Here is a 25,312-nt window from a genome sequence, read left to right on the forward strand (position 1 = left end):
GCATGGAACGGTCATGATCGATTCCACGGCCCATGTTTCACGCCGGCTCGTCGATGACGACAACGGCGGCTTTGCCGAGCGCGCGCTCGAGTTGCTGCTCGCGCGGGATTCATCGCTCGCCGTGTGCGGGTTGACGCTCGATGGTCGTGTCCGCATCTGGCACGACAGCGCCGAGCGTTTGCTCGGGCATTTTGCGGTCGACGTCATGGGGCGCCGGCTCGATCATCTCGCGCCGGCGGAGAATCGTCATCAGGGATTGGTCACCCGAACGCTGTTCGGCGCCTCTGCAGCGGGGCAAGCGCAGCTCGATCTACCGCTACTGACGCGGGCCGGCGAGCGCAAGAATTGTCGACTGGAGATCCGGCCGCAGCTCGAAGCCGAGCCGGGTTTTGCGGTGCTCATCCAGGAGACCGGGCCGGCATACGATCTGCCGAGCCGGCGCCGGTCGCGGGGCGACTCGCGCGCCGCCCACCGCGCCAATCTCGCGCTGATCGCGGGCGAGCCCGGCTGGATCGGGCTGGGGCTCGAGGCCGAGATCAAATACGTCAGTCCGCAGGCCGCAGAGTGTCTGGAGGTTGTCGATCACACGTGGGTCGGGCGTCCGGTGATCGATGTGTTCCGGCCGGCGGACGAACAGGACTGGTACGTGCTGTTGCATCGCACGGTGGAGACCGGACGGCCGCAGCAGGCCGTGGTGGTCGGCACGGACGACGGGCCCGACGATGTCTGCTGGCCGGTCACGGTGGTCGCGCTGCACGACGAGGCCGACAATACCCTGCTGGGCTTCACCCTGGCACTCGGGGCGCCGGAGAAATCCAGTGATCGCCGGACCGCGCCAGCGGCCGGCGGCGATCAATCGGCTGAGCGTGCCTGGTTCAATGCGGTCGTGCACGACCTGCGCGAGCCGCTGCGGCGCGTGCGCGAGTATGTCCACGCAGCACGTGACGACGACGCGGTGGCCCCCGGCGCGGGTGCTGCGGACTATCTCGCCCGCATCGATGCGGCGGTCGCGCGGCTGCAGGACAATGTGGCGGGGATTCTTCGGCTGGCACGCATCGACAACGCGCCATTCGTGCCCCAGCGGATTGATCTCCGGGCGTTGATCGCGACGGTCGTCGATGATCTGGGCACGCTCAGGCGCGAGCACGACGCCGTCGTCGACGTGGGCAGTCTCGGGGTTGTGTCCGGCGACCCGGTACAGTTGCGGTTGCTGTTCCAGAATCTGATCGACAACAGCATTCGCTATCGTCGCCCCGAGGCGCCGCCGCGCATCGCGATCGCAGCCTTGGCGACGGCGCCGGACGAGGGCACGCTGCGGCTGCGCTACAGCGACAACGCGCGTGGCTTCGACAACCCGGAGGCCATGCTGGCCGGACAAGACCGCGAGGCCGTGGCCGGAACCGGTATCGGCCTCGATCTGTGCCGGCGCATTGCCCGGCGCCATCGGGGGGATCTCGAGATTGCCGAAACCCACAGTCAGGGAACGACCTTCATCATCACGCTGACCCGGCAGTTCGAGGCCAGGGCAGACGCAAGCCAGGAGACACGATGACGCAACCGCGTATCAGCCTGATCGCGGCCATGGATGTGAACGGCCTGATCGGCGCCCGGGGCGGTATGCCATGGCACCTGCCGGAGGATCTGCGCTGGTTCAAGCACAACACGCGCGGCAAGCCCATCGTGATGGGCCGGCGCACATTTGAATCGATTGGTCGGGCGTTGCCGCACCGGCGCAATCTGGTGTTGACGCGCCAGCCCGGCTTTCGGGCCGCGGGCGTGGTCGTGGTCGATCGTCTGGATGCCGCCTTGGCGCAGGCGGCCGATGCGACGGAACTCATGGTCATCGGCGGGGCGCAGATCTATGCGCTCGCATTGCCGCAGGCCGACCGTCTGCTGATCACGCGTATCGAGGCCGAATATACCGGCGATACCTGGTTTCCGGCGGTGGACTGGGCCCGCTGGCGACTCGTGGCCGAGGAGCCCCGCGCGGCCACCGGCGATACGCCGGCGTATCGATTCATGACGTATGTGCGTATTGCTGGCTAGGGCCTGTTGCCGTTTCGTGCGAGCGCCGCGTTGGAGACCGCAAATCGTGTCCGGCAAGGCGCGAGTCGCCGCGTCGTGGCGTGCCACGATCAAGACTTGCAACGCCGCCGGGCGCGATTTGCGGCCCAACCCGAAGGGACAAGCGCTGTTTTGCGGCAATCCAGCGTTGTAGCCCGCTTGTGCAGAGTGACTGCACGGCGCGCACTACGCCTCGTCTTGCCGCAAAACAGCGCTTGGCGCGGACTCGCACGAAACGGCAACAGGCCCTAGACTCGGCAGACCGACGCGACGAAGGCCCATCGGGCCGAGGAGAATCCATGGCGGATCCGCAAGCTGAATTCGAACAGGCGCAGAAGGATGTCGAGACGCTGTCCACGCGTCCGAGCAACGCCGATCTGCTGGCGCTGTATGCCCACTACAAACAGGCCACCGTGGGCGATGTTTCCGGCAAGCGGCCGGGCATCACCGATTTCAAGGGCCGGGCCAAGTACGACGCGTGGGCCAAACTCAAGGGGATGGCGGCCGACAAGGCGAAGCATGGTTACGTGACCAAAGTGGGGGCGCTGCTGGACGCCGAGCGCGACTGATTGGCGCCGGGCTTGTATCTTGGGCCGGCGGCGCGGTCATTGCGCGCGAGGCCGTGGTATTCGAACATGACGGGGCCTGTCCTTGCCGCTACCCGGAGGCGTCGTGACTGAAATCGATGTGTTGACGGATCCGGCGGAGACCGCCCGGACGGCGCATGTCGAGCGATTGCGCGACTTCGTGTCGTGCCATCGCCGGCTGTTCGTCCTGACCGGCGCCGGCATGAGCACCGATTCGGGCATTCCGGACTATCGCGACCGCGACGGCGGCTGGAAGGGGGCACGCCCGATTCAGCATCAGGCGTTCATCGCTCAGCTTTCGAAGCGCCGTCGCTACTGGGCACGCAGCATGGCCGGCTGGCCGCCCGTGGCGCGGGCCCGGCCCAATCCCGGCCACCGCGCCCTGGCACGGCTGGGGGCGGCCGGGCGGCTGTCGCTGCTGGTGACGCAGAATGTCGATGGCCTGCATCAGGCCGCGGGCAGCCGTAGCGTGGTCGATCTGCACGGCCGGCTCGATCGTGTGGTGTGCCTGGATTGCGGGACCCGCCTGTCGCGCCACCGGGTGCAGGATATGCTGGTCGAGGCCAACCGCGGTTGGCTGCACGATGCCGACGCCATGCGCCCCGATGGCGACATCGAGCTTGGCGACATCGACTACCAGCGCTTCAATGTGCCGGATTGCCCCCTGTGCGGCGGGATACTCAAGCCGGACGTGGTGTTTTTCGGCGGCGCCGTACCCGGGCCGCGCGTCGAGCGGGCCTGGGCCGGGCTGGCCGGGGCCGAGGCCGTGCTGGTATCCGGCTCTTCGCTGATGGTGTGGTCCGGCTTTCGCTTCGTCCGCGAAGCCGCGGTGCGCGGGCTGCCGATCATGGCGATCAATCGGGGGCGTACCCGGGCCGACGATCTGATCACGCACAAGATCGACGACGACTGCGGCGCGCTGCTGGATGCAGCGATCGACTAGAACCGGGCGCGCCGATGGTGTCTGTATCCGCGCGGCCCCGGCTCCGGTCGGCGCCCCGGCCAGACCGCTGTATGGCGCATCGCAAGTCCTGCGGCGAGCGCCTACACTGACTGGGTAATGTCGACAACTCAAGCCGATGTGTCGTGATCAACTCCTGTGTGCTCGCCGTGGCGTGTTGGGGGCCCGCCCGTGAGCCCCAGTGACCTGCGCCTGGGGATCGATCTCGGTTGCTCGCACCTCACCGGGGCGATCGTCGACGCCGATCATCGCGTGCATGCCGAACGGCGTCTGGCGGTGCCGGTCGGGGATTATTCGGCCACGGTCGCCGCGATTGTCGAGATGGTCGGCATGCTGGAAACGGATGTCGGTATCGAGGGTCTGCCGGTCGGTGTGGCGACGCCGGGGCGCCTGAACGCGAGCCGACATCTGATATGTGGCTCGCATGCGGGCTGGTTGAACAACCGCCCGCTGCCGCGGGATCTTGCCGCGACCCTCGGGCGCAATGTGCGTACCGCGCACAAGGCCGGTTGCCTGGCCGGGGCCGAACAGAGCAGCGGGGCGACCGCGGGCGCGCGCCGGGTGTTCGCCGCCGTACTCGGCAGCGGCGTATCCGGCGCGCTGATGATTGACGGCCGGCTTGTCGGTGGCGCGAACGGGTTCGCCGGTGCCTGGGGGCACAATAGCCTGCCCTGGCCGAGTGCCGCCGAGATGCGGGGCGCCCCGACTTGTGGCTGCGGGCTGAGCGGCTGTATCGAAACGTGGTTGTCCGGACCCGGGATGAGTCGCGATCATGAGCGCCGGGGCGGCCATGCGCTCGCCGTGCCCGATATCGTGGCACGGGCCGAGGCCGGGGAGCGCCTGGCCGGGATAACCCTGCGTGATTGGCTGGCGCGCAGTGCACGGGCATTCGCGGCGGTCATCAATCTCATCGAGCCGGAAATTATCGTGGTTGGCGGCGGGCTGTCGCGTATTCGCTGGCTGTATAGCGAAGTCCCCAAGGTGTGGGCGCGCCACTGCGCCACCGACGATCTCCGAACCACCCTCGTGCCGGCTGCGCACGGCGAGGTCTCGATCGCTTGCGGGGCGGCTTTGCTGTGGCCGGTGCCCGGCGCATGAACACGGTCGCGGCCGAGGGGGATTCGCGGCCCTGTGCTATGGTCGGGTAACGATTCGTTCCACGGAGCCGTCATGGCGGAGAAGAATCCTGATAAAGGTTATATAGCCCTTCTGGGCTGGGCGATGGGGGCCATCGAGGCCGCCGAGAAATTCGATCGGCGCTATGTGGTCGTTGCACCCGAGTGGGCGGAGGATTACTGCCAGCAGCACGATATTCCCTATGTGCCCTGGAACTTCGAGCGCCTGAACGATCGCTCGATGGAGATCGCCGAACGGCTCAAGGAAATGGGTGTCGACGCGGCGGTGCCGCTGTTCGAGGAAGTGGTCGAGTGGGCCGGGGCGATCAACGCGGTGTTGATGGACAACCCGCGCCTGCACGGTCAGGCCGTGCTGTTCCGCGACAAGGCATTGATGAAGCGTCGGGCCCAGTTGGGCGGCATCCGGGTCGGTATTTTCGAGGAAGCGCACGAAAAGGACGACGTCTATCGCTTTTTCAAGCGCGTCAACCAGACCCTGCTCAAGCTCGACGGCGACATCGACGATCCGATTCATCTCAAGGCCTTCGACAAGGCCGGTTGTCTCGGCCATCGCATGATCCGGACTGCCGAGGAGATCGAGCAGATTCCCGAGGCCGAATACCCGCTGCTGATGGAAAGCCATCTGGATGGCTGGGAATTCGCGGTCGAGGCCTGGGTCTGGAACGGCAAGATCCAGTTCCTGAACATCTCGGAATACGTCACGCTCGGCTACTCCGTGTTCGTGCCCGCCACGCCCGAGCTGGAATCCTGGCGCCACCTGATCACACAGCAGATCGAACTGTTGATCAAGACCTTCGACATCCAGTTTGGTCAGATTCATCCGGAATACTTCGTGACCTCCGACGGCACCATGTACTTCGGCGAGGTGGCCTATCGCCCGCCGGGCTTCAAGGCGTTCGAACTGATCGAGCGGGCTTATGACTTCAATGCGTATCAGGCGTCCATGCTGGTGTTCGATCCGAAGACCACGGCGCAAGAGGTCGAGGATTTCTTCCCCGAGCCGGTGACCGACGCCAAGGGCTATGCCGGCTGTTTCGGCGTGTATCCGCGCAAGCGCGTGGTCTCCAAGCTGGAGATCCCCGACGAAGTATCCGAACACGAATATTTCGATTACCACGAGCTGACCGCGCCGATGCAGGAAACCGTGACCAAGCGCAACGCCTTCGGCACGCACTGGGGCCTGATCTTCTATTTCGGTGACGATCCGCATCGCATGCGGGACTGGCTGAAACACAACGAAGAGCTGGATTTCTACGTCTAGCAGGGGGCACGCCGGCTCGGGCCGGCCTTGACGACGCCGCGGATCGATTACATCGGCCCGCGGCGTTTTTCATTCGAGCCAGGTGAAGCGCGCGCCCCAGCCGGCGGCGACGCGCGCCCGGATGGCGGCCACCTCGGTTTCGGGTACCGCCGCCGGATCGCCGATGGCATGCCCACGGTAATGAAAGACATACAGGCGCGACGCGAACTGCCCGAACGGCAGTGAAGACTCTCCAGCGAGTTCGCCGGTACCGGCCGTCGAGGTCTCGATCCCTTGCCCCCAGTTCTGCCCCTTGTCGCGATTCGGATTGAAGAAATAGACCCGCCAGGTACCGTCCGGATCGCGCGCCACGCGCTGGATCGATATGGCATGCCAGCCGATGTAGGTGCCGGCGGCGTCGGTGGCCGCAATGCCGCAGGGTTGGGCATATTCCACCTCGCGCTCGCCGTTGAACGCGGGGTGATAACTGGCGTGGAACAGGCGAACGAAGGCGTCGAAATCGGCGATGCCGCCAGCGGCCAGATCGATCAGTTCGGCGAAATCCGGCGCGACCCAGGCGCCGTGCATCTCGCGGTTGACCCAGCGATGACCGTCGCCGCAGCGATGCGCGGTGCGTCGGCCCATCTCCACATAGATGCGATCCAGATGCGGCGTGAGCACGAGCGAGACGGGATCGAGCTCGGTATGTAACGTCCTGGCCATACCGAGCCCGGTTTCGCTGGCCCGGATCGGGTGGTTCTCGAAGTCCAGCACCAGGTCGTTCGTTTCGCTGGCCTCGATCAGCAGAGCCAGCAAATGGGCCGGATCGTTGCAGCTCCACAGGCAGATCGCGCGGGCCGCCTGGCAGGTGGGGTTGAACCCCTGATCGATACCGCGGGGCTGGCCGAGTACCGCGATGGCGCCGGCGACCAGGCGTGGCATCGCCGGGACGTCCGGGGCGGTTTCGGTCAGGACTTGCGCGACGCGCGGATGAAGCGCGAGCCGGGTCAGGCGGTCCAGCCCCGGCAGCACGGTATCCAGCCGCGCCATGCCGTCGTTCAACAGCCGCGCCAGCCCGTAAATCGCCGGCGCGGTGGCGCGTATCACGCTGGCCTGAATCAGCGTTTCGATTGCGTCGGAATGCCGGGCCCAGGCGGCCTGCCCGGTGGCGTCGAGATCCAGTGCGATCGGCAGCAGCGCCGGTGCGGCCCGGCACAGATGCCGTACCAGATCGGCGTGCGCCGGGCAGACCAGACCGTGGCGCGTCATTGAGTGCCCGAAAGCGGCGGCTTCGGCCGCCAGCGCGCGGTCGTCGAGTTCGGCCAGCGCTGCTGGACAGTCGTCGCGGCGCATGCGGGTGGCGAGTTCGGTCGGTGCACGCAACGCCCGGAGCCACGGCGTGGCACGGGCGGCGGCGGCGTCATCGACATCACCCGTGGCAAGCGCCCGCTCGGCAGCGCCGAGCAGCGATTCCACCCGCCCCAGGGCAATCGGGCGCTGCGCCATGACGCGTTCGACCTCGGCTACGAGGGCGTCGAGGATCGCGCCGGCGCCAACGCGGGCGAACAAAAAGCCGAACAGCGTTTGCGCGCGGTCGAGCGTTGCGTTGTGGGCGTCGCGCGTAGCTTCGGTGGCCACGGGGAACAGCAAATCGAGATTCGCGGCGAGGATCTCGCACAGAAGCGCTCGGGCAGCGTCGGCGGTGAGCCGGTCGGTGGGCGCGATCTGTTCGGCGACCGCGAGCAATCGCAGCTCGCTCAGGCTCTCCAGGGTGGCATCGGCGCCGCCGGCGCGTAGCGTCGGCCCGGCCAGGGCCGGCTCGAGTTGCCCCGGCTCCAGCCAGTCGCCGCCCAGAAAAACCCCGGCCGCGTCGAACCGCGGGGCGAACGAGTACAGGGCTTCGACCCCCTCGGGGTCGCGCAGCAACTTCTGAGCGCGGCCCAGCAACCGGATTTGATGCGTGAATTTGGAAAACGAAGGCGCCGTAGACAGCCGCTCAAGCGTCTGCTCGAAATCATCGACGTAGCGGGCCTGAAGATGTCGTGGACTGGCCGTCGATTGCGACAAGCAAAACCTCCCGGCGTAAGACGACCGGGCATCGCCGAAACCTATCGGCCGGCCCGGGATCGGCTGCTTCGAGTGTTATCACGACGGTACCATAGCCGTCGCCCGGTGCTCGGGCTGGCTGCAGTCGCGGTCAAAAGGCCACTGTGGCCGATGCCTCGGGCGGGTGCTTGCACGCCCGCCCGGTTGGTCTGCCGATCCAGTCGTTGGGTGCGGCTCAGGGGCAGCGGCCCGGCCGGGATGCCGCCCGAGCGGACGGCCGGTTCAGCCATCGGTGCCGGTGCGCCCGGTGGTGGGCAGATCCTTGACCGGGCACTGATCGGTGCCGACCGCCGGGCGCGTCAGCGCTTCGACGCGCTGTTGCGTGGCGTTCGGATCGTTGATCCAGTCGCGATAGAAGGTGAAGGGGCATTCCGCCACGCCGTGGTCGCCGTCGCCGGAATCATGAATACCGGTATAGCCGCGGTGCAGCAGTTTGAATAAATGGTTCTGGGACTGGTCGTTCGCGCGGGCGTCGCGAATCGCCGACACCGACAGCTGGGCATACTGAATGCCGTTTTCCTCGGTACCGCATTCGCCGAGGGTGCGGCCGTCGAAGCCGATGATCGCGGAATGGCCGAAGTAGGAGTACACGCCGTCGAAGCCGGCGGCATTGGCCACGGCCACATAGGAATTGTTGGCCCACGCCATGCACTTGGACATCATGATCTGCTGTTCCTTGGCCGGGTACATATAGCCCTGGCAACGAATGATCAGCTCCGCGCCCTTCATGGCACAGTCGCGCCAGATTTCCGGGTAGTTGCCGTCATCGCAGATGATCAGGCTGATCCTGAGGCCCTTCGGCCCCTCGCAGACATAGGTGTCGTCGCCCGGATACCAACCCTCGATCGGACACCAGGGAATGCATTTCCGATACTTCTGGACGATCGCGCCTTTGTTGTCGATCAGAATCAGCGTGTTGTAGGGCGATTTGTCGGGATGGGCCTCGTGGCGTTCGCCGGTGATCGAGAACACGCCCCAGGTGTCGGCCGCGCGGCAGGCCGCGGCGAAGATCTCGGTTTCGTCGCCCGGAATCGGCGCGGCGGTGGCCATCATTTCGTCGCGGTCGTACATGATCCCCTGGGTCGAGTATTCGGGGAAGATGACCAGATCCATGCCCGGCAGGCCGGTTTTCATGCCCTGAATCATTTCGGCGATGTGGCGCGCGTTGGCCGCGACCTGGTCGCGGGTATGCAAGCGCGGCATTTTGTAGTTGACCACTGCGACGCCGACGGTGTCGGCGCTGCTGGAAATATCTCCGTGTCTCATGTTTATTCTCCGTCAGAGCGCGTAGCGAGTCGCGCATGGCTGGGGTGTTGATGGCCCGATCAGTGGCTGATCATCCACGGGCGATGACCGGTTCGGGTCCGGGTGGGCGGCGTCGACCCGGCCGGCCGGGGGGCTGGCGAGCAGCAGCCGCAGCCGGCCGGATGGCCACCGCCGTAGGTGGCTGATGTATGCGGTGAATGCGCACTGCGCGCGTTGGTTTCGTGCGCCACGCGGGTGGCCTTGGATACGCGTGAGACGGCTGGCGCTGAGAGAATCACCCGGCGCGACGCGCTGCCGCAGTGCGGGCAGTCGCCGGGTGCCTGCGACTCGGCCATGGGCCGCATCGCCGAAAAACCGCCGCAGTCGGGACAGTCGAATTCGTAGATCGGCATGGCCGGCCTATTCGTCGTATGCGATCGGCATGTCCACCGATCCGTCCAGGTGTCTTGTCGGTCCATCGGCGCCGGGGCTGATATCGAACTCGAAGATCTCCTGCGGCAGCCAGAGCGTGGCGCAGGCATTGGGAATATCGACCACGCCGCTGATATGGCCCTGAACGGGGGCGACGCCCAGAATCGAATGCGCCTGGGCGCGCGAATAGCCGAACCGGGTCATATACTCGATCGCGTTCAGACAGGCCTGGCGGTAGGCGACGTTGACGTCCAGATAGTGCTGCTGCCCGGTTTCGTCGACCGAGATGCCCTCGAAGATCAGGTAGTCCTGGTAGTTCGGGGTGATCGGGCTGGGCTTGAAGATCGGCGACTTGATGCCGTATTTGGCCATGCCGTTCTTGATCAGCTCGACCTTCATGTGCACCCAGCCGCCGGCCATTTCGATCGCGCCGCAGAAGGTGATTTCGCCGTCGCCCTGGCTGAAGTGCAGATCGCCCACCGACAGGCCGCCGCCGTCGACATAGACCGGGAAATAGATCTTCGAGCCGCGCGACAGATCCTTGATGTCGACGTTGCCGCCGTGTTCGCGGGGCGGTACCGTGCGTGCGCCCTCGGCGGCGGCCTTCGCGCGTGCGTCACCGGTCAGGGCGCCCATATGGGCGGTGGCCGGCGCCGGCGGATTGGCCAGCGGCGGGACGCGGTCCGGATCCGTCGCGATCAGGTCGGCTTCGCGTTTGTTCCAGGTGTCGAGCAATTCCTGGCTGGGCAGGCAGCCGATCAGCCCCGGGTGGACGAGGCCGGCGAAGCGCACTCCCGGCACGTGGCGCGAGGTGGTGTACAGGCCGTGAAAATCCCAGATCGACTTCTGGGCGTAGGGGAAGTGATCGGTCAGGAATCCGCCGCCGTTCTGTTTCGAGAAAAAGCCGTTGAAGCCCCATTCGGCGCCCTTGAGCGCGCCGATGTCGAGCAGATCGACCACCAGCAGGTCGCCGGCTTCGGCGCCTTTCACACCGACCGGGCCGGACAAGTAATGCACCGTGGACAGATCGACGTCGCGCACGTCAGACGCGTCGTCGTTGTTGGCGATCGCGCCCGAGGTCCAGTCGTAGGTCTCCAGAATGAAATCGTCGCCCGGGCTCACCCAGCAGGCCATCGGGATGTCGGGATGCCAGCGGTTGTGGGTCTGCGGGTTGTGGGTGGCGTGGGTATCGAGATCGACCTTGATCAGGGTATCGGTCATGGGTCAGTTTCCTGCGATGAGAAGAATAGGGGGAGGGTCGGGCCGCCGGCGCATGCGGCCGGCGGCCCGGCCAACCTAGGCAGCCTGCGCGCGGGCGGTGGCCGCGGCCGGCTCTTCCTTGCACACGTCGTGGCAGGCGCCTTCCAGCGAGCAGCACAGCGAGCAGATCGGGCCGGTGTGGAACGGGCAATACACCATGTCCTTCTTCTCGTATTCGTACTCGCAGGAGATGCAGGCGATCATCGAGGCATGCTCATGCTCGCGCAGCTCTTTTTCGGAGGTGCGCGCCAGGTAGTACTTGCCCTGGGTGATCAGGCACACGATCGGCGAGGCGATGAACGCCAGGCCCAGCGCGATGAAGCAGGAGTAGGACTGGGCATAGGCGCCGAAGTAGCCGAAGAAGGCAATCACCGAGATCACCGAGGCGAACATCATCGAGCCGAAGCCCACCGGGTTGAAGTTGTACAGATGCGCGCGCTTGAACTCGATATAGGACGGGCTGAGCTTCAGGATCGGCTTGTTGATGACCAGATCCGCGGTCACCGCCCCGATCCAGGCCACCGCCACGTTGGAATAAAAGCCGAGGATATGGCCCAGCACGGCGAACATGTTGGCTTCCATCAGCGCCAGCGCGATGCCGACGTTGAAGAACACATAGACCACACGGCCCGGATGGCTGTGCAGAATGCGCGAGAAGAAGTTCGACCAGGACAGTGAGCCCGAGTAGGCGTTGGTGACATTGATCTTGACCTGCGACAGCAGCACGAAGAAGGTCGCGATCGACAGGGCCACGAACGGGCTCGAGAACATATAGCTGAAGCCCGACACATACATATGGATCGGCTGGTCGGCCTGGGCCAGCGACGTACCGTTGGCCACCGACACCGAAGCGAAGAACGAGCCCATCCACTGCTTGAGCGCGCCCAGAATCACCCAGCCCGGGCCGGCGGCCAGCACCGCGAACCACCACTTGCCGCGGTTGGCGCGGGTCTTGTCCGGCATGAAGCGCAGATAATCCGCCTGCTCGCCGATCTGGGCGATCAGCGACAGCGCGATGCCGGCCGCGGTACCGAACAGCAACGGATCGAAGCCGGCGTGGCTCGGCGAGTTGCCGCCGAAGTGCACCCAGTCGGCGATCGCATGCGGCTTGCCGAACAGCACCGCGATCGGCGGGGTGAACAGCAGGATCAGCCAGATCGGCTGGGTCCACATCTGCAGCTTCGACAACAGACTCATGCCGAACACCACCAGCGGGATGATCACGATCGCCCCCAGCAGATAGCCGATCGCCAGCGGGATGCCGAAATACAGATTCAGCGCCTGGCCCATGATCGAGCCTTCGAGGGCGAAGAATATGAAGGTGAAGCTGGCGTAAATGACCGAGGTGATGGTCGAGCCGAGATAGCCGAAGCCGGCGCCGCGGGTGAGCAGGTCGACGTCGACGTTATAGCGCGCCGAGTAATAGGCGATCGGAATGCCGGTCAGAAAGATGATGATAGCGGCCGCGAAAATGCCCCAGAATGCGTTCATGAAGCCGAACTGCACCGCCAGCGAACCGCCGATGGCTTGATCGGCCATATAGGCGATGCCGCCGAGGGCTGCGGTCGCCACCGCGTATTCCGACCAGGTACGGAAGGATTTCGGCGCATAACGCAGCGAATAGTCTTCCAGCACCGGGTTGCTCACCCATTTGTTGAAGGTGCGATTGCGCCCGCCTTCGTTTACCACGCTACTCATTATCGTCTCCGTTGATGTCGACCCGAGTTGCCGGCGGCGTCGTGCCGAGCCCGCCGGTGTTGTGACGCGACCGCGGCCGGCCCGGTGCGGCTGGGCGTTGCCGGTCGCTCGCTCCGGTGTCGGCGGTTTGCGTCGTTTGTTCCGTGAACGCCGGGCGCGCTGATCGAGCACCCGGCTCGGTATCGAGACTGGCGCAAGCGACGGGGCCGGCATATACGCCGATCAACGCAGTGGCCTACGTCATTCGACGTAGTGGTTGGCGCGTTTCCTGCAGGATCGGGACGGTACGATCGAAACTCGTTCGATCGGCCGCAGCCGGGGTGGCACAACATGTCCAGGGGGCCCCAACGCGTCGTCAAGATCCGCCGGGCCTACAATCGTTGGGTGGGCGATGAGACGCTCGAGGACTACGCGCTGCGCTTCACGGCGCGCTCGTTTCGCAAATGGTCGGAATTGCGCATCGCCAATACGGCCCTGGGCGGCATCTCGTTTCTGGTGCTGGAGGCGATCGGGGCCGTGCTCATGCTGCGCTACGGGTTCGTCAACACGGCCTGGGCGATCGTCGTGGTCTGTATCGCGATTTTCGTCGTCGGCCTGCCCATCAGCTATACGGCGGCGCGCTACGGCGTGGACATCGACCTGCTGACCCGCGGCGCCGGCTTCGGCTATCTCGGCTCCACGCTCACTTCGTTGATCTACGCCAGCTTCACCTTTCTGTTCTTCGCGCTCGAAGCGACGATCATGGGTCAGGCGCTATCGCTGTATTTCGATATCACGCTGCCGCTGGCCTATCTGATCAGCGCGCTGGCGATCATTCCGCTGGTGACCTTCGGCATCACCGCGATCAACCGTTTGCAGTGGTTCACCCAGCCGCTGTGGCTGACCCTGCTGGTGCTGCCCTATGTGTTCATCGCCGTGCGTCAGCCGTCGGCCTTCTCGGCGTTTCAACGCTATATCGGGCAGCAGGCCTCGGGCTCGTTCGACTGGATCGCCTTCGGTTCGGCCTGCGGGATCGCGCTGGCGCTGATCGGGCAGATCGGCGAGCAGGTCGACTATCTGCGCTTTCTGCCCGAACGCGGCCCGGGCAACCGGATTCGCTGGTGGGCGGCGGTGATCGGTGCGGGGCCGGGTTGGGTGGTGCTCGGTGGCCTGAAGATGTTCGGCGGGGCGCTGTTGGCGTTTCTCGCCCTGCAGCAGCAGTTGCCGTATGTGCGCGCGACCGAACCGACTCATATGTACGACGTGGCTTACGGTTATGTGTTCTCGTCGCCGGGCCTCGCGATGGCGGCGACGGTGCTGTTCGTGATCGTCTCGCAGGTCAAGATCAACGTGACCAATGCCTATGCCGGTTCGCTGGCGTGGTCCAATTTCTTCGCCCGGGTGACCCGCAGCCATCCCGGACGCGTGGTGTGGCTGGTCTTCAACGTGCTCATCGCCCTTATTCTTCTGGAAATGGGCGTATTCCACGCGATCGAGCGTGTGCTCGGGCTGTATGCCAACGTGGCGGCGGCCTGGTTCGGCGCCCTGGCGGCGGACCTGATGATCAACAAGCCGCTCGGTCTGTCGCCACCGGGCATCGAGTTCAAGCGCGCCCATCTGTACGACGTGAACCCGGTCGGGATCGGGGCGTTTCTTCTGGCGAGCGCGGTCTCGCTGGCTGCCTACGGTGGTGTTTTCGGCGTGGCCGGCCGTGCCGCGGCGCCGGCGATCGCGCTTGTCGGCGCTTTCCTCACGGCACCCGTGATCGCCTGGCTCACCGGCGGCCGGTTCTATCTCGCGCGCTCGCCCGCCGCCGCGGCACAACTCGCGGATGATGGCACCCGGCATGCGCGCTGCGTGCTATGCAACAACCGCTTCGAGACCGACGATATGGCCGCTTGCCCGGCCTATGCCGGGCCCATCTGCTCGCTGTGCTGCAGTCTCGACATGCGCTGCGGCGACCGCTGCCGGCCGCGTGCGCATGCCGCTGCCCAGCTCGACGGGCTGTTGCAACGCGTGCTGCCGAGCGCCTTGATGCCGCATCTGTATACGCGGCTGGCGCGCTACGGCGTGGTGCTGGTGGCGTTGTCGGTCGTGCTCGTGGGCGCACTGGTCGCGGTCTATAGCCAGATCACACCGCTGGTGGACAGCGCCGAGCGCCATCACTTGTGGGCGATCTTCCTGCGCACTTTTTTCCTGATGCTGGTGCCGGTCGGCATCCTGGCCTGGTGGCTGGTCCTGGCGCGCGAGGCGCGCAACGTGGCGCAGCACGAGTCCTCGCGCCAGACTCGGTTACTGATGCGCGAGGTCGCGGCACACAAACGGACGGATGCCAAGCTGGCGCGGGCCAAAGCCGAGGCCGAGTCGGCCAACCGCGCCAAGAGCCGTTACGTATCCGGATTGAGCCACGAACTGCGCACCCCGCTGAACAACGTGCTGGGCTATACCCAGCTGTTGATGCGCGAGCCCGACATGGCGCCCGCGCATGCCGACAAGCTCGCCACCATCCAGCGGAGCGGCGAGCATCTGCTTGCCCTGGTGGATGGCCTGCTGGACATTGCCCGTATCGAAGCCGGACGTATATCGCTGCATGTCGGCGAGATCGATATGCCCGCATTGCTCGATCAGCTGGATGCCATGTTCGCGCCGCAGGCGCTCGCCAAGGGCCTGGATTTTTCCATCGAAACCTCGCAGCGGGTGCCGGACACGGTGCGCGGAGACCTGCAACGGCTGCGTCAGATCCTGATCAATCTGATCGGCAACGCGATTCGTTTCACGCGCACCGGGGACGTGTGTGTGCGCGTGAACTACGCCTCGGAAGTGGCGGCATTCGAGATTATCGACACGGGGCCGGGCATTGCGTCCGACAAACGCGAGCAGATATTCCTGCCGTTCGAGCGCGTGGCCCAGGGCGGCGACGGCGGCGTGGGTGCGGGGCTCGGCCTGACCATTTGCCGCTTGCTGACCCAGTTGATGGGCGGCGATCTGACGGTAAGCGCGAACGCGCCCAACGGTTCGCGCTTCGCGCTGCGTGTGTTTTTGCCCAATTGCGCGCGCCCGGCCGGCGAGCGCGCGCCCGCGCAGCCGATCGTCGGCTACGCGGGCGCGCGGCGGCACCTGCTGGTGGTCGATGACCGAGCGGATCAGCGCGGCATTTTGCGTGCCGCGCTCGAGCCGCTGGGTTTTGCACTGAATGAGTGCGCGGATGGTGCCGATGCGCTCCATTGGTTGGCCACCAAGCGCACCGATTTGATCCTCATGGACGTCGCCATGCCGGGCATGGACGGTTTCGAGACGGCCCGCATGATTCGCGAGCGGCACCTGAGCGCCGCGCCCGTGCTGGTGGTTTCGGCCAATGCCTATGCCGATAACATCGCGCGCAGTCGTATGGCCGGCTGTGACGCGTTTCTGGCCAAACCGATCAATCTCGCCGAGCTTTTCGATCGGCTGGCAGAGTTATTGCATCTGCAATGGCAGCGACGCGAGGCCGGTGCGACGCCCGATGTGCCGACACGCACGACCACTCGAACCGGCGCGATCGACGGGCTGTCGTCGAACCAGGCCCATCCGTTGCCGGCCCAACTGGCCCGGCGGCTGACGAGCGCTATCGATATCGGGCACATGGCGGGCGTCCTCGCCGAAATTACCGCGATCGAGACCGCGCACCCGCAATATGCGCCGCAGCTGGCCGATCTGCGTGACGCCGCGCGCCGGCACGAATTGATACGCCTGCGCCGCCTGGCCGACGCAAGCCGGGCGCGCGCGGCGCAGGACTGAAAGGGATGAGTACGCCATGGTCGTAGCCAATGACGTCATGTCGCACCATGAGCCGGATCCGGCGTCCGATGCCCCTCGGATACGGGGTGTGGTGCTGGTGGTCGACGATCATCCGGATACGCTGGCGCTCGTATCCGAAGTGCTCGGGCGCGACGGCTATACCGTGATCGCCGCGATCGATGGCCATTCGGCGCTGGAACGGGCCCGCCTGATCACGCCCGATATCGTGCTGCTGGACGCGCGCATGCCGGGAATGGATGGCTTCGAGGTCTGCCGGCGTATCACGAGCGATACCGCGCTGGCCGGAATGGCCGTGATCTTCATGACCGGGCTGACCGACAGCGACAGCATCGTGCGCGGTTTTCGCGCCGGCGGCATCGATTACGTCACCAAGCCGCTCAAACCCGATGAAATACGCGTTCGCATCGAGGCGCATCTCAAGCGCATCCGCTTACAACGCCAGGCCGACATGGTGGTCAACGCGGGGGGCCGCGCGGCGTTGATCACCGCCGCCGACGGCGGTATCCGCTGGCACAGTTCGCGCGCCGTGCAACTCCTGCGGCGCTATTTCGATGTCGACATCGACGGTCGACTGCCGTTCGGTCTGCTGCGCTGGCTGGAACAGGCGGAATCCGTGTCCAGGCCGTACGAGGTCACGCGCGAACTGGGTCGGCTATCGATTCGTTACGCCGGTCCGGCCGAGCAGGGCGGGGCGATTCTCACGCTGGTCGAGTTCGACGACCAGGCCGCGATCGACGATTTCGTCGCCCGTTTCGGCCTGACACGACGCCAGGCCGAGGTACTGCTCTGGATCTCGCGCGGCAAGACCAACCGCGACATCGCCGAGATCCTCGACATGAAACCGCGAACGGTAAACAAGCATCTCGAGCACATTTTTCCGAAGCTCGGGGTGGAGACGCGCGCCGCGGCGGCCGCGATCGCGCTGCAGACGATCGGCCCGTAGCTCGCCGGGTTGGGCGGCGGCGCGCCTCGGGGCGGGGGGCCAGCTCAGAACGGCATGGCGCGGCGGTCGGCGAAGGTGACCACACCGCGGATGAACCGATAGAAACACCACAGCCAGAGTACGCCGTAGCCGATGAACCCCACCACGAACGGCGCGAGCGCCAGGCAGATCAGGCTCCACAGGATCGTGAACCAGAACGTGCGCATCAGCCAGCGATGATGCGTCCAGGCCATGCCACCGCGGGCCAGCTCGCCCATCTTGATGTGATTGACGATCACGCCGGCGACGGCGGTCACGAAGAAAAAGCAGCCGAGCCCGTACAGCACGTAGGTGATCAGCAGCACGTTGCGTTCGCTGTGTTCCACCGCGTTTGATTCGGGATCGGCGATCATGTGTCGTTCCATTTCAAATCTCCGGCATGGACCGTAGACTTGCAAGGCAAATCACGTGCCCGGTCAGTTCATGCTCAAGTTGTTCACGCACCACCGCAGTGTTTCGGCTCATCGCGTGCGTATCGCGCTCAATTATAAAGGTGTGGCCTTCCAGTCCATTTTCACGGGTCTGGACGGCAGCAGCGATGAACGCCGACCGTATCTGGAAATCAACCCGCAGGGCCTGATCCCGGCGCTGTGGGTCGAGGACGATCTGATCATCTCGCAGTCGTCGGCGATTCTGGAGTATCTGGAGGAACGCTATCCGGAGCGGCCGTTGCTGCACGGCGATATCGCCCTGCGCGCGCGTATCCGGTCGTTCGCCCAGATCGCGATCGCCGATACGCATCCGCTGAATAACCTGCGCGTGCTGCGCTATCTGCGCGACGAAATGGATGTGCCCTACGATCGGCGCCGGGCCTGGTTCGAACACTGGATTCATGCCGCGTTCGGGCCGATGGAATCGTTGCTCGCCGAGCAACCGGCCGGTAATCACAGTTTTTGCTTCACCGCGCGGCCGAGTCTGGCGGATGTCTGCCTGGTACCGCAGGTGTCGATGGCCGAGCGCTATGACGTGAACCTCGGCGCCTATCCGATCATCCGTCGCATCTACCGCGCCTGCATGGCGCTCGGCGCCTTCCAGGCGGCGGCGCCCGACACCCAGGGCGACAGCACCGCCCCGGCGCGCTGACCGGCGCGCCACCGGGGTCGGCCCGGGATCGTCGGGCCCGGAAAATCGCATGCCGGCGCGGTCCCGGTGTCAGGTAGTCGACGCCCGCATGCGCAAGGCTTGTCGAGCCGGGTGTGGCGGGCGTAACGTCCTCCTCACGATCCGTGATGCCGACCCTCAATGAATAGCCAGACCGCCGCTGTGATCGCCGAAGTTCGTGCCTGTGTGGGCGAGGACTCGACGCTCGAGCGCCCCGAACTGATGATCGCCTTCGTCGAGACCTGTCTGGCGGGGGTGCCGGCGGATGCGCTGCGGGTGCGCTCGGTCGCGCATCTCTACGATGCGTTGCGGCATCACTTCGCGCTGCTGTGCCAGCCGCGCAAGCGTGGCGAGTATCGCGTGGCGCTCGAGACCATCGACGATGCCCGCAGCGACTGTGATCTGGCGCTGCTCACCGTGGTCGACGACATGGCCTTTCTGGTCGACACGGTCAGCCTGGCCGTCCGTGGTACGGGCGCCGAGATCGACTGGATGATGCATCCGGTGGTGCGTGTCGAGCGCGATGGCGACGGTGAGCTCATCGAGGTCGGCGCCGCCGGTACGGATCTCCCCGCGGGGCCGGAGGAATCGCTGATCCGCATCGAGTTCGCGGCACCCGCCGGCCTCGACGGCGATGCGCTGATCGAACAGGTGAAGTCCAGTCTCGCCGATCTGGCCTGTGTGGTGGCGGACTGGCAGCCCATGCGGCGTCGCCTGCAGGCGGTGGTCAGCGAGCTCGACCGCGCCGCCGGCGGGGTTGACCGCGACGAACGTACCGAAACCCAGGCGTTCGTATCGTGGCTGGCGGATGATCATTTCACGCTGCTGGGTTATCGCTGCCGGGTGATCGAGACGGACGAGAACGGGGCCGACGTCATGGCCGACGTGCCCGACACCGGGCTCGGCCTGCTGCGCGAGGACCGGCCCGGTATCGACCCCGAGGGCTATGTCGCGCCGGCCGACGTGCTCGACGAATACACCCAGTCGTCGCGGCTGCTGGTGATCACCAAGGCCAACCAGCATTCCTGGATTCATCATGCCGATACGATGGACGTGGTGGCCATCAAGCGGCTGGATGCCACCGGCAACGTGATCGGCGCGCATCGGTTTCTGGGCATGTTCTCAGGCGATGCCTATCGCGCCAGCCCGCGCGACATCCCGGTGCTGCGGCACAAGATCTCGCACGTCATGGCACGCGCGGCGCTGCGCCCGCGCTCGCATGCCGCCAAGAATCTGCGCTACATCCTGGAAACCTTCCCGCGGGACGAGCTGTTCCAGACCGGCGAGAACGAGCTGTATGACACCGTCATCGGCGTGCTCAACATGCGCGAGACCGAACCGCTGCGCCTGTTCCTGCGCCGCGATCGCTACCGGCGTTTCTTTGCCGCGATCGTGTATGTCCCGCGGGAACGCTACACCGTGGCGCTGCGCAGTCAGATCCGGTCCGAGCTGGAGCGTCATCTCAACGGTGAATGCCAGGATGTCGATGCCGAGTTCCTGCGCGGGGCCGTAGTGCGCCTGCATTACCAGATTGCCACCGGGCAGGCGACCGAGCCGGTCGATGTGCGCGCGCTGGAACAGGCGTTGATCGCCGTCACGCGTGGCTGGCCCGATCGGGTCGCCGCGGCCGCGCGCGAGGCCGGGGTGTCGTTGCCGGCCTATGCGCATGCCTTCGACGCGGCTTATCGCGAGCGCTTCGATGCCGCCACGGCGGTGGCGGATGCCCAGGTGCTGGCGGCGATGGACGACAACAGCCAGCCGGTGCTGCGCGCCATGGCGCCCGAGGGCGACGTGCTCACGGTCAAACTTTACGGCCATGGCGACGACCTGCCGTTGTCACGCGTGCTGCCGGTATTCGAGCACTTCGGTCTGTCGGTGCTCACCCAGCACCCGTATCGCGTGGCGCGCATCGGCCAGAGTGTGCAATGGATCCACGAGTTCGAGGCCCGGCATGGCCACGGCGAGGCACTGTCCGATCCCACCTGCCGCGACAATCTGGCCGAAGCGTTTCACCAGATCATGGCCGGCACCGCCGAGGACGACGGGCTCAACGGCCTGATCATCGATGCCGGGTTCACCCCGCGTCAGGTGGTGCTGGTCCGCGCCATCACACGCTATCTGCTGCAGACCGAACTGCCGTTCTCGCCGGTCTATATCGGCGACCGGCTGGCCGAGCATGCGGCCCTGGTCCGCGCCTTGATCGATCTTTTCGAAGCCCGCTTCGATCCGGATCGAAGCCGTGTGATCAGCGGCGAGGACGAGGCCCGGGCCACTATCGAGGCCGAACTGGATGAAATCGCCAGCCTCGACGCCGACCGCGTGCTGCGGGCCTTCTACGGCGTGGTTATCGCCACGCTGCGCACGAATTATTTCCAGCGCGATGCGGCCGGTGCGCCCAAGGCGCATGTCTCGATCAAGCTCGATCCCAGCGAACTGGTGGAGTTGCCGCAGCCGCGGCCCTGGGTGGAGACGTTCGTCTATGCCCCGAGCGTCGAGGGCGTCCATTTGCGTGGCGGCCCGGTGGCGCGCGGCGGACTGCGCTGGTCGGACCGGCGCGAGGACTTCCGCACCGAAGTGCTCGGGCTGATGAAGGCACAGATGGTCAAGAACGCGGTGATCGTACCGGTCGGGGCCAAGGGCGGGTTCGTGGCCAAGTACGGGGTCGCGGACGAATCGCGCGAGGCGCGCCAGGCGCGCGGCATCTCCGCCTACAAGATATTCATCCGCGGTCTGCTCGACATCACCGACAATCGCGTCGGCGACGGCGTGGTGAAGCCGGAACGCGTGATCGCGCGCGACGGCGACGATCCGTATCTGGTGGTGGCGGCCGACAAGGGCACGGCCACGTTCTCCGACATCGCGAATTCGCTGTCGGCGGAGTACGGTTTCTGGCTCGACGACGCCTTCGCCTCCGGCGGCTCCGCCGGCTACGACCACAAGGTGATGGGAATTACCGCTCGTGGCGCCTGGGAAGGCGTCAAGCGCCATTTCCGCGAAATGGGACGCGATATCCAGAGCGAGCCGTTTTCGGTGGTGGCGATCGGCGACATGGGCGGCGATGTATTCGGCAACGGCATGCTGGCCTCCGAACAGACCCGCCTGATCGCTGCGTTCAACCATCTGCATATCTTCATCGACCCGGACCCGGACATCGCGGCGGCCTATGCGGAGCGCAAGCGCCTGTTCGCCGGTCCGGCGTCGGGCTGGCGCGATTACGATGAACGCCTGATCTCGCGCGGCGGCGGCGTTTTCGACCGTTCGGCGAAGACGATCGATCTGTCGGACGAAGCCCGGGTCGCACTCGCCATCGAATCGCGGCGAATGGCGCCGGACGATCTGATCAACGCCATCCTCAAGGCGCCGGTCGACCTCCTGTGGAATGGCGGTATCGGTACCTACGTCAAGGCCAGTACCCAGTCGCATACCGAGGTCGGCGATCGCGCCAACGACACGCTGCGCGTCGATGGCCGCGAACTGCGGGCGCGTGTGGTCGGCGAGGGCGGCAACCTGGGGCTGACCCAGGCAGGGCGTATCGAATACGCGCTGAACGGCGGCAAGCTCAACACCGATGCCATCGACAATTCCGGCGGCGTGGACTCCTCCGATATGGAGGTCAACATCAAGATCGCGCTGGGCACGGTGGAAGCGGCCGGCCGCATCGACCGCGAGGCGCGCAACGCGCTGCTGGCGGAAATGACGCCTTCGGTGATCGCTCTCGTGCTACGCACCAATTATCTGCAGACCCAGCAGATCAGTCTGATGGAAACCCAGAGCGTGGCGCGTTTCGACGAGCAGATCAGCTTCATGCGTGCACTGGAGCGCGATGGCCGGCTGGATCGACGCCTGGAAGGCCTGCCCGACGACGAGACCATCGAGGCCCGGCGGCGCGAACGCGCCGGCCTGACCCGTCCCGAGCTGTCGGTGCTTATTTCCTACAACAAGCTCACGCTGTCGGCGGCCGCCATCGAGGGCGGGCTTGCCGATGACCCCTGGATGGAGAGTTGGCTGACCGACGGCTTCCCGCCGCGGCTGGTCGAGCGCTTTCCGGAAGCGGTCACCGAGCATCGCCTCAAGCGCGAGTTGATTGCCACCCTGGTCACGAACCAGATGGTCGACCGGCTCGGTATCGCCACCGCGCAACGCCTGCCGGCGGGCTTTGGTGCACGCATGGAAGCCGCGGTCCGCGGTTACGTGCTGGCCGAAGGCTGGCTCGAGGGGGAAACGCTGTTCAACGCCATCGAGGCGCTGGACAACGTCATTCCGGCGGCCGAGCAGTACCGGGCGCACCGTATCGTCATCGGCCTGCTCAAGCATGCGATGAACTGGTGGCTCACGAGTACCGACACCGGCTACAACATCTCCGATCTGATCACCCGTTATCAATCCGGCGCCCGGCATTTGCTGGCCGGGCTCGCGGACCGGCTCGTCGGCAGCTACGCCCAGCGTTGGGAAAGCACCCTGGCGGACTGGCAGGCGATCGGCGTGGACGAGGAACTGGCGCGCCGCATCGCGTCGGCCGATGTCGGCGGCGGCATCATGGATATCGTCTCGCTGGCCGAGCGCCGCGCGCGGGCCGTGGCCGAAGTCGCGGATATCTACTATCGCCTGGGCGACGCCCTCGGCGTGCCGTGGCTGCAGGAAGCGATCCACCAGTTGCCTGCCAACGGCCGCTGGCAGGATCTGGCCCGGACCAGCCTGCGCAGCGACAGCTATCTGATCCACCAGCGCCTGGTCGACCAGGTGCTGGCGACGGAGGGCGACGATCCGCTGGCCGAGTGGTGTGCGGCGCGCGAACACACCATGGCTTTCGTCAGCGCACGCCTGGCCGAACTGCAGGCGATCGAACAGCCGGCGCAGGAGCATCTCACCGTCGCCGTGCGCGATCTCGCGCGGCTAGGCCAGCCGGGGCCCTCGAGTCTCGGCGGAGCGGGATAGCAGCGTCCGCCCGGCAAATCAAACATAGTCCCGGGGCGGCGCGCCTGAGCTGATCCGGAAGATAAGTCTGTCCGCAGATCGACGCAGACCATTTGAAATGGTGGATTTATTCACTTTCCGGTCTTTATGTATCCGGCGGTCGGGAAGGCAGGTCTATCCACAGATGACGCCGATTGCGCCGATTGAAAGAGGTTCTCCGGTCGAGCGCCCAGAGTCCGTCTGGCTCGGCACTCGGTCACTTGCAAGCCGGTCTTACGATCAGCATGGATCAGCGCATGAGGCGGACATGGCGCCTGGCGCCTGAAAATATTTATCCGCAGATCGACGCAGATCAGCGCAGATCTTTTAAATAGTGGATATATTTGCTTTTCGGGTTTGCGTATTCGATTGTATCTCCGGAGGAAAGGTTCAGCCACGAGGTGCAGCCCGGAAGACGGGTTTATCCACAGATGACGCCGATTGCACAGAGTGAAAGAGGTGGCCCGGTGAGCGCCCAGTGTGCGGTTGGCTTTCCGCCATGTCACATACAAGCCGGTCTTATGATCTGCGTGAATCTGCGTCGATCTGCGTCGATCTGCGGAAAAACGCCCCGGCGGCGGCGCGGAAACCGCTATTGCCACCGAAAACCCCCGTACTGATGTCCGTTTTCAAAAATCTGCGTAATCTGTGCAATCTGTGGATAAAAAGTTCAGTTCCCGGGGGTCGGTCCGGAAGACAGGTCTATCCACAGATTACGCCGATTGCGCAGATTAAAAGACACGGCTCGGTGAGCTGTGAGTGCCCGTTTAGCTCGGCACTCGATCACTGACAGATCGGTGTTCTGATCTGCGCGGATCTGTGTCGATCTGCGGAAAAAATATGCCCAGCGGCACGGAAACGGCTATTGCCGCCGGCGCCCGGGTGCATGGCGTGCTGGCGGGTGACACGGGGGCGGTTTCTGAAAACATTTATCCGCAGATCGACGCCGATCGACGCAGATATTTGAAACGGCGGATGTATTTGCTTTCCGGGTTGTTTGTATTCTGCGGTCCGGAAGACAGGTCTACCCACAGAGTACGCAGATTGAAAGAGGTCGTACGGTGAGCGCCGAGTGTGCGGTTGGCTTCCCGACCTGTCGCATGCAAGCGCGTCTTCTGATCTGTGTCGATCCGGGTCGATCTGCGGAAAAAAAATATGCCCAGATAGCGGCATGGAAACGACTATTTCCACTGAAAACAACAGTCCTGGCGTCTGCTTTAAAAAATCTGCGTACTCTGCGTAATCTGCGGATAGAAGTTCAGGTTTCAGGGGCTGTCCGGCAGACAGGTCTATCCACAGATTACGCCGATTGCACAGATTGAAAGACAGGGCTCGGTGAGCTGTGAGTGCCCGTTTAGCTCGGTACTCGATCACTGACAGGTCGGTCTTCTGATCTGCGTGGATCTGTGTCGATCTGCGGAAAACATGCCCCGGCACCGGCACGGAACGCAGCTATCGCTACCGATAAAAAGCCGACCGCGAGTCCACTTTAAAAAATCTGCGTAATCTGCGTAATCTGCGGATAGAAGTTCAGGTTTCAGGGGCTGTCCGGAAGACAGGCCTATCCACAGATTACGCCGATTGAAACAGGTCGTCCGGTGAGCGCCGCATGTGACGTTGGCTTCGCACCCGATCACTGACGGATCTGTCTTCTGATCTGCGTCGATCCGCGTTGATCTGCGGAAAAAAAAACGTGCCCCGGCAGGGGCACGGAACGTAAGCGATCCACAAACCCCATCATTCACAGGCCGCGAGGTTCATGGCTAAATC

The 25,312-nt window shown here is 65.1% G+C and carries 17 protein-coding genes; 11 read left to right on the top strand and 6 right to left on the bottom strand.

All coding sequences use genetic code 11. From position 1 onward, the window contains the following. Nucleotides 1-13 precede the first annotated feature (13 nt). The 6 genes from ACS8Y6_RS10450 to ACS8Y6_RS10475 all read left to right on the top strand — a co-directional run bounded on the left by ACS8Y6_RS10450 (nt 14) and on the right by ACS8Y6_RS10475 (nt 6,009). Complete coding sequence (locus ACS8Y6_RS10450) at nt 14-1,552, top strand: sensor histidine kinase (protein WP_440848796.1); 1,539 nt, start codon at nt 14-16, stop codon at nt 1,550-1,552. Then, entirely contained in the window at nt 1,549-2,046 is a 498-nt protein-coding gene (locus tag ACS8Y6_RS10455; RefSeq protein ID WP_440848797.1) for a dihydrofolate reductase, read from the top strand. The genes ACS8Y6_RS10450 and ACS8Y6_RS10455 overlap by 4 nt, the downstream gene beginning before the upstream one ends. A gap of 317 nt (nt 2,047-2,363) precedes the next feature. Then, nucleotides 2,364-2,633, top strand: a complete 270-nt coding sequence (locus tag ACS8Y6_RS10460; protein WP_440855522.1) for an acyl-CoA-binding protein — start codon at nt 2,364-2,366, stop codon at nt 2,631-2,633. Between the two features lie 103 nt (nt 2,634-2,736). Then, the gene (locus ACS8Y6_RS10465; protein WP_440848799.1) at nt 2,737-3,594 is read left to right on the top strand and encodes an NAD-dependent protein deacetylase; all 858 of its coding nucleotides are present in this window, start codon (nt 2,737-2,739) and stop codon (nt 3,592-3,594) included. A 189-nt stretch (nt 3,595-3,783) separates the two neighbouring features. Beyond that, a complete protein-coding gene (locus ACS8Y6_RS10470; RefSeq protein WP_440855523.1) occupies nt 3,784-4,710 on the top strand; it encodes an ROK family protein in 927 nt (308 codons plus the stop codon). A 72-nt stretch (nt 4,711-4,782) separates the two neighbouring features. Next, complete coding sequence (locus ACS8Y6_RS10475; RefSeq protein ID WP_440848801.1) at nt 4,783-6,009, top strand: ATP-grasp domain-containing protein; 1,227 nt, start codon at nt 4,783-4,785, stop codon at nt 6,007-6,009. 69 nt (nt 6,010-6,078) lie between these two features. On the opposite strand, the gene ACS8Y6_RS10480 is transcribed toward ACS8Y6_RS10475, so the two are convergent. The 5 genes from ACS8Y6_RS10480 to ACS8Y6_RS10500 form a co-directional block, all read right to left on the bottom strand. Continuing rightward, the gene (locus ACS8Y6_RS10480) at nt 6,079-8,055 is read right to left on the bottom strand and encodes a hypothetical protein (protein ID WP_440848802.1); all 1,977 of its coding nucleotides are present in this window, start codon (nt 8,053-8,055) and stop codon (nt 6,079-6,081) included. Between the two features lie 261 nt (nt 8,056-8,316). Continuing rightward, nucleotides 8,317-9,360: an aliphatic amidase gene (locus ACS8Y6_RS10485; RefSeq protein ID WP_440848803.1), complete on the bottom strand. Its 1,044-nt coding sequence runs from the start codon at nt 9,358-9,360 to the stop codon at nt 8,317-8,319. A gap of 59 nt (nt 9,361-9,419) precedes the next feature. Further along, nucleotides 9,420-9,752 carry an FmdB family zinc ribbon protein gene (locus ACS8Y6_RS10490; protein ID WP_440855524.1) on the bottom strand — a complete coding sequence of 111 codons (333 nt, stop codon included), beginning with the start codon at nt 9,750-9,752 and terminating at the stop codon, nt 9,420-9,422. A gap of 7 nt (nt 9,753-9,759) precedes the next feature. Further along, nucleotides 9,760-10,992: a formamidase gene (gene fmdA / locus ACS8Y6_RS10495; RefSeq protein ID WP_440848805.1), complete on the bottom strand. Its 1,233-nt coding sequence runs from the start codon at nt 10,990-10,992 to the stop codon at nt 9,760-9,762. A gap of 75 nt (nt 10,993-11,067) precedes the next feature. Further along, a complete protein-coding gene (locus tag ACS8Y6_RS10500) occupies nt 11,068-12,729 on the bottom strand; it encodes a purine-cytosine permease family protein (protein WP_440848806.1) in 1,662 nt (553 codons plus the stop codon). Nucleotides 12,730-13,059: 330 nt separating this feature from the next. On the opposite strand from ACS8Y6_RS10500, the gene ACS8Y6_RS10505 reads away from it, so the two are divergent. Beyond that, nucleotides 13,060-16,485, top strand: coding sequence for a response regulator (locus tag ACS8Y6_RS10505; protein WP_440848807.1), 3,426 nt, complete (start codon nt 13,060-13,062; stop codon nt 16,483-16,485). A gap of 16 nt (nt 16,486-16,501) precedes the next feature. Further along, the gene (locus ACS8Y6_RS10510; protein ID WP_440848808.1) at nt 16,502-17,449 is read left to right on the top strand and encodes a response regulator; all 948 of its coding nucleotides are present in this window, start codon (nt 16,502-16,504) and stop codon (nt 17,447-17,449) included. 44 nt (nt 17,450-17,493) lie between these two features. On the opposite strand, the gene ACS8Y6_RS10515 is transcribed toward ACS8Y6_RS10510, so the two are convergent. After that, nucleotides 17,494-17,853 (bottom strand): DUF4870 family protein, encoded by a 360-nt coding sequence (locus tag ACS8Y6_RS10515; RefSeq protein ID WP_440848809.1) that lies wholly within the window; start codon nt 17,851-17,853, stop codon nt 17,494-17,496. Nucleotides 17,854-17,896: 43 nt separating this feature from the next. On the opposite strand from ACS8Y6_RS10515, the gene maiA reads away from it, so the two are divergent. The 3 genes from maiA (at nt 17,897) to ACS8Y6_RS10530 (ending at nt 24,607) form a co-directional block, all read left to right on the top strand. Continuing rightward, nucleotides 17,897-18,571 (top strand): maleylacetoacetate isomerase, encoded by a 675-nt coding sequence (maiA, locus tag ACS8Y6_RS10520; protein ID WP_440848810.1) that lies wholly within the window; start codon nt 17,897-17,899, stop codon nt 18,569-18,571. Nucleotides 18,572-18,730: 159 nt separating this feature from the next. After that, nucleotides 18,731-23,524: an NAD-glutamate dehydrogenase gene (locus tag ACS8Y6_RS10525; protein ID WP_440855525.1), complete on the top strand. Its 4,794-nt coding sequence runs from the start codon at nt 18,731-18,733 to the stop codon at nt 23,522-23,524. 858 nt (nt 23,525-24,382) lie between these two features. After that, a complete protein-coding gene (locus tag ACS8Y6_RS10530) occupies nt 24,383-24,607 on the top strand; it encodes a hypothetical protein (protein WP_440855526.1) in 225 nt (74 codons plus the stop codon). The last annotated feature ends 705 nt before the right edge of the window (nt 24,608-25,312 follow it).

Source organism: Salinisphaera sp. RV14 (assembly GCF_052044135.1).
Lineage (GTDB): Bacteria > Pseudomonadota > Gammaproteobacteria > Nevskiales > Salinisphaeraceae > Salinisphaera.

Excerpts from the sequence above, each read along its gene's own strand:
- ACS8Y6_RS10450 (WP_440848796.1), top strand. The coding sequence starts at position 14 with ATGATCGATTCCACGGCCCATGTTTCACGCCGGCTCGTCGATGACGAC.
- ACS8Y6_RS10455 (WP_440848797.1), top strand. The coding sequence starts at position 1,549 with ATGACGCAACCGCGTATCAGCCTGATCGCGGCCATGGATGTGAACGGC.
- ACS8Y6_RS10460 (WP_440855522.1), top strand. The coding sequence starts at position 2,364 with ATGGCGGATCCGCAAGCTGAATTCGAACAGGCGCAGAAGGATGTCGAG.
- ACS8Y6_RS10475 (WP_440848801.1), top strand. The coding sequence starts at position 4,783 with ATGGCGGAGAAGAATCCTGATAAAGGTTATATAGCCCTTCTGGGCTGG.
- ACS8Y6_RS10485 (WP_440848803.1), bottom strand. The coding sequence starts at position 9,360 with ATGAGACACGGAGATATTTCCAGCAGCGCCGACACCGTCGGCGTCGCA.
- ACS8Y6_RS10490 (WP_440855524.1), bottom strand. The coding sequence starts at position 9,752 with ATGCCGATCTACGAATTCGACTGTCCCGACTGCGGCGGTTTTTCGGCG.
- fmdA (WP_440848805.1), bottom strand. The coding sequence starts at position 10,992 with ATGACCGATACCCTGATCAAGGTCGATCTCGATACCCACGCCACCCAC.
- ACS8Y6_RS10500 (WP_440848806.1), bottom strand. The coding sequence starts at position 12,729 with ATGAGTAGCGTGGTAAACGAAGGCGGGCGCAATCGCACCTTCAACAAA.
- ACS8Y6_RS10505 (WP_440848807.1), top strand. The coding sequence starts at position 13,060 with ATGTCCAGGGGGCCCCAACGCGTCGTCAAGATCCGCCGGGCCTACAAT.
- ACS8Y6_RS10510 (WP_440848808.1), top strand. The coding sequence starts at position 16,502 with ATGGTCGTAGCCAATGACGTCATGTCGCACCATGAGCCGGATCCGGCG.
- ACS8Y6_RS10515 (WP_440848809.1), bottom strand. The coding sequence starts at position 17,853 with ATGGAACGACACATGATCGCCGATCCCGAATCAAACGCGGTGGAACAC.
- ACS8Y6_RS10525 (WP_440855525.1), top strand. The coding sequence starts at position 18,731 with ATGAATAGCCAGACCGCCGCTGTGATCGCCGAAGTTCGTGCCTGTGTG.
- ACS8Y6_RS10530 (WP_440855526.1), top strand. The coding sequence starts at position 24,383 with ATGCCCAGCGGCACGGAAACGGCTATTGCCGCCGGCGCCCGGGTGCAT.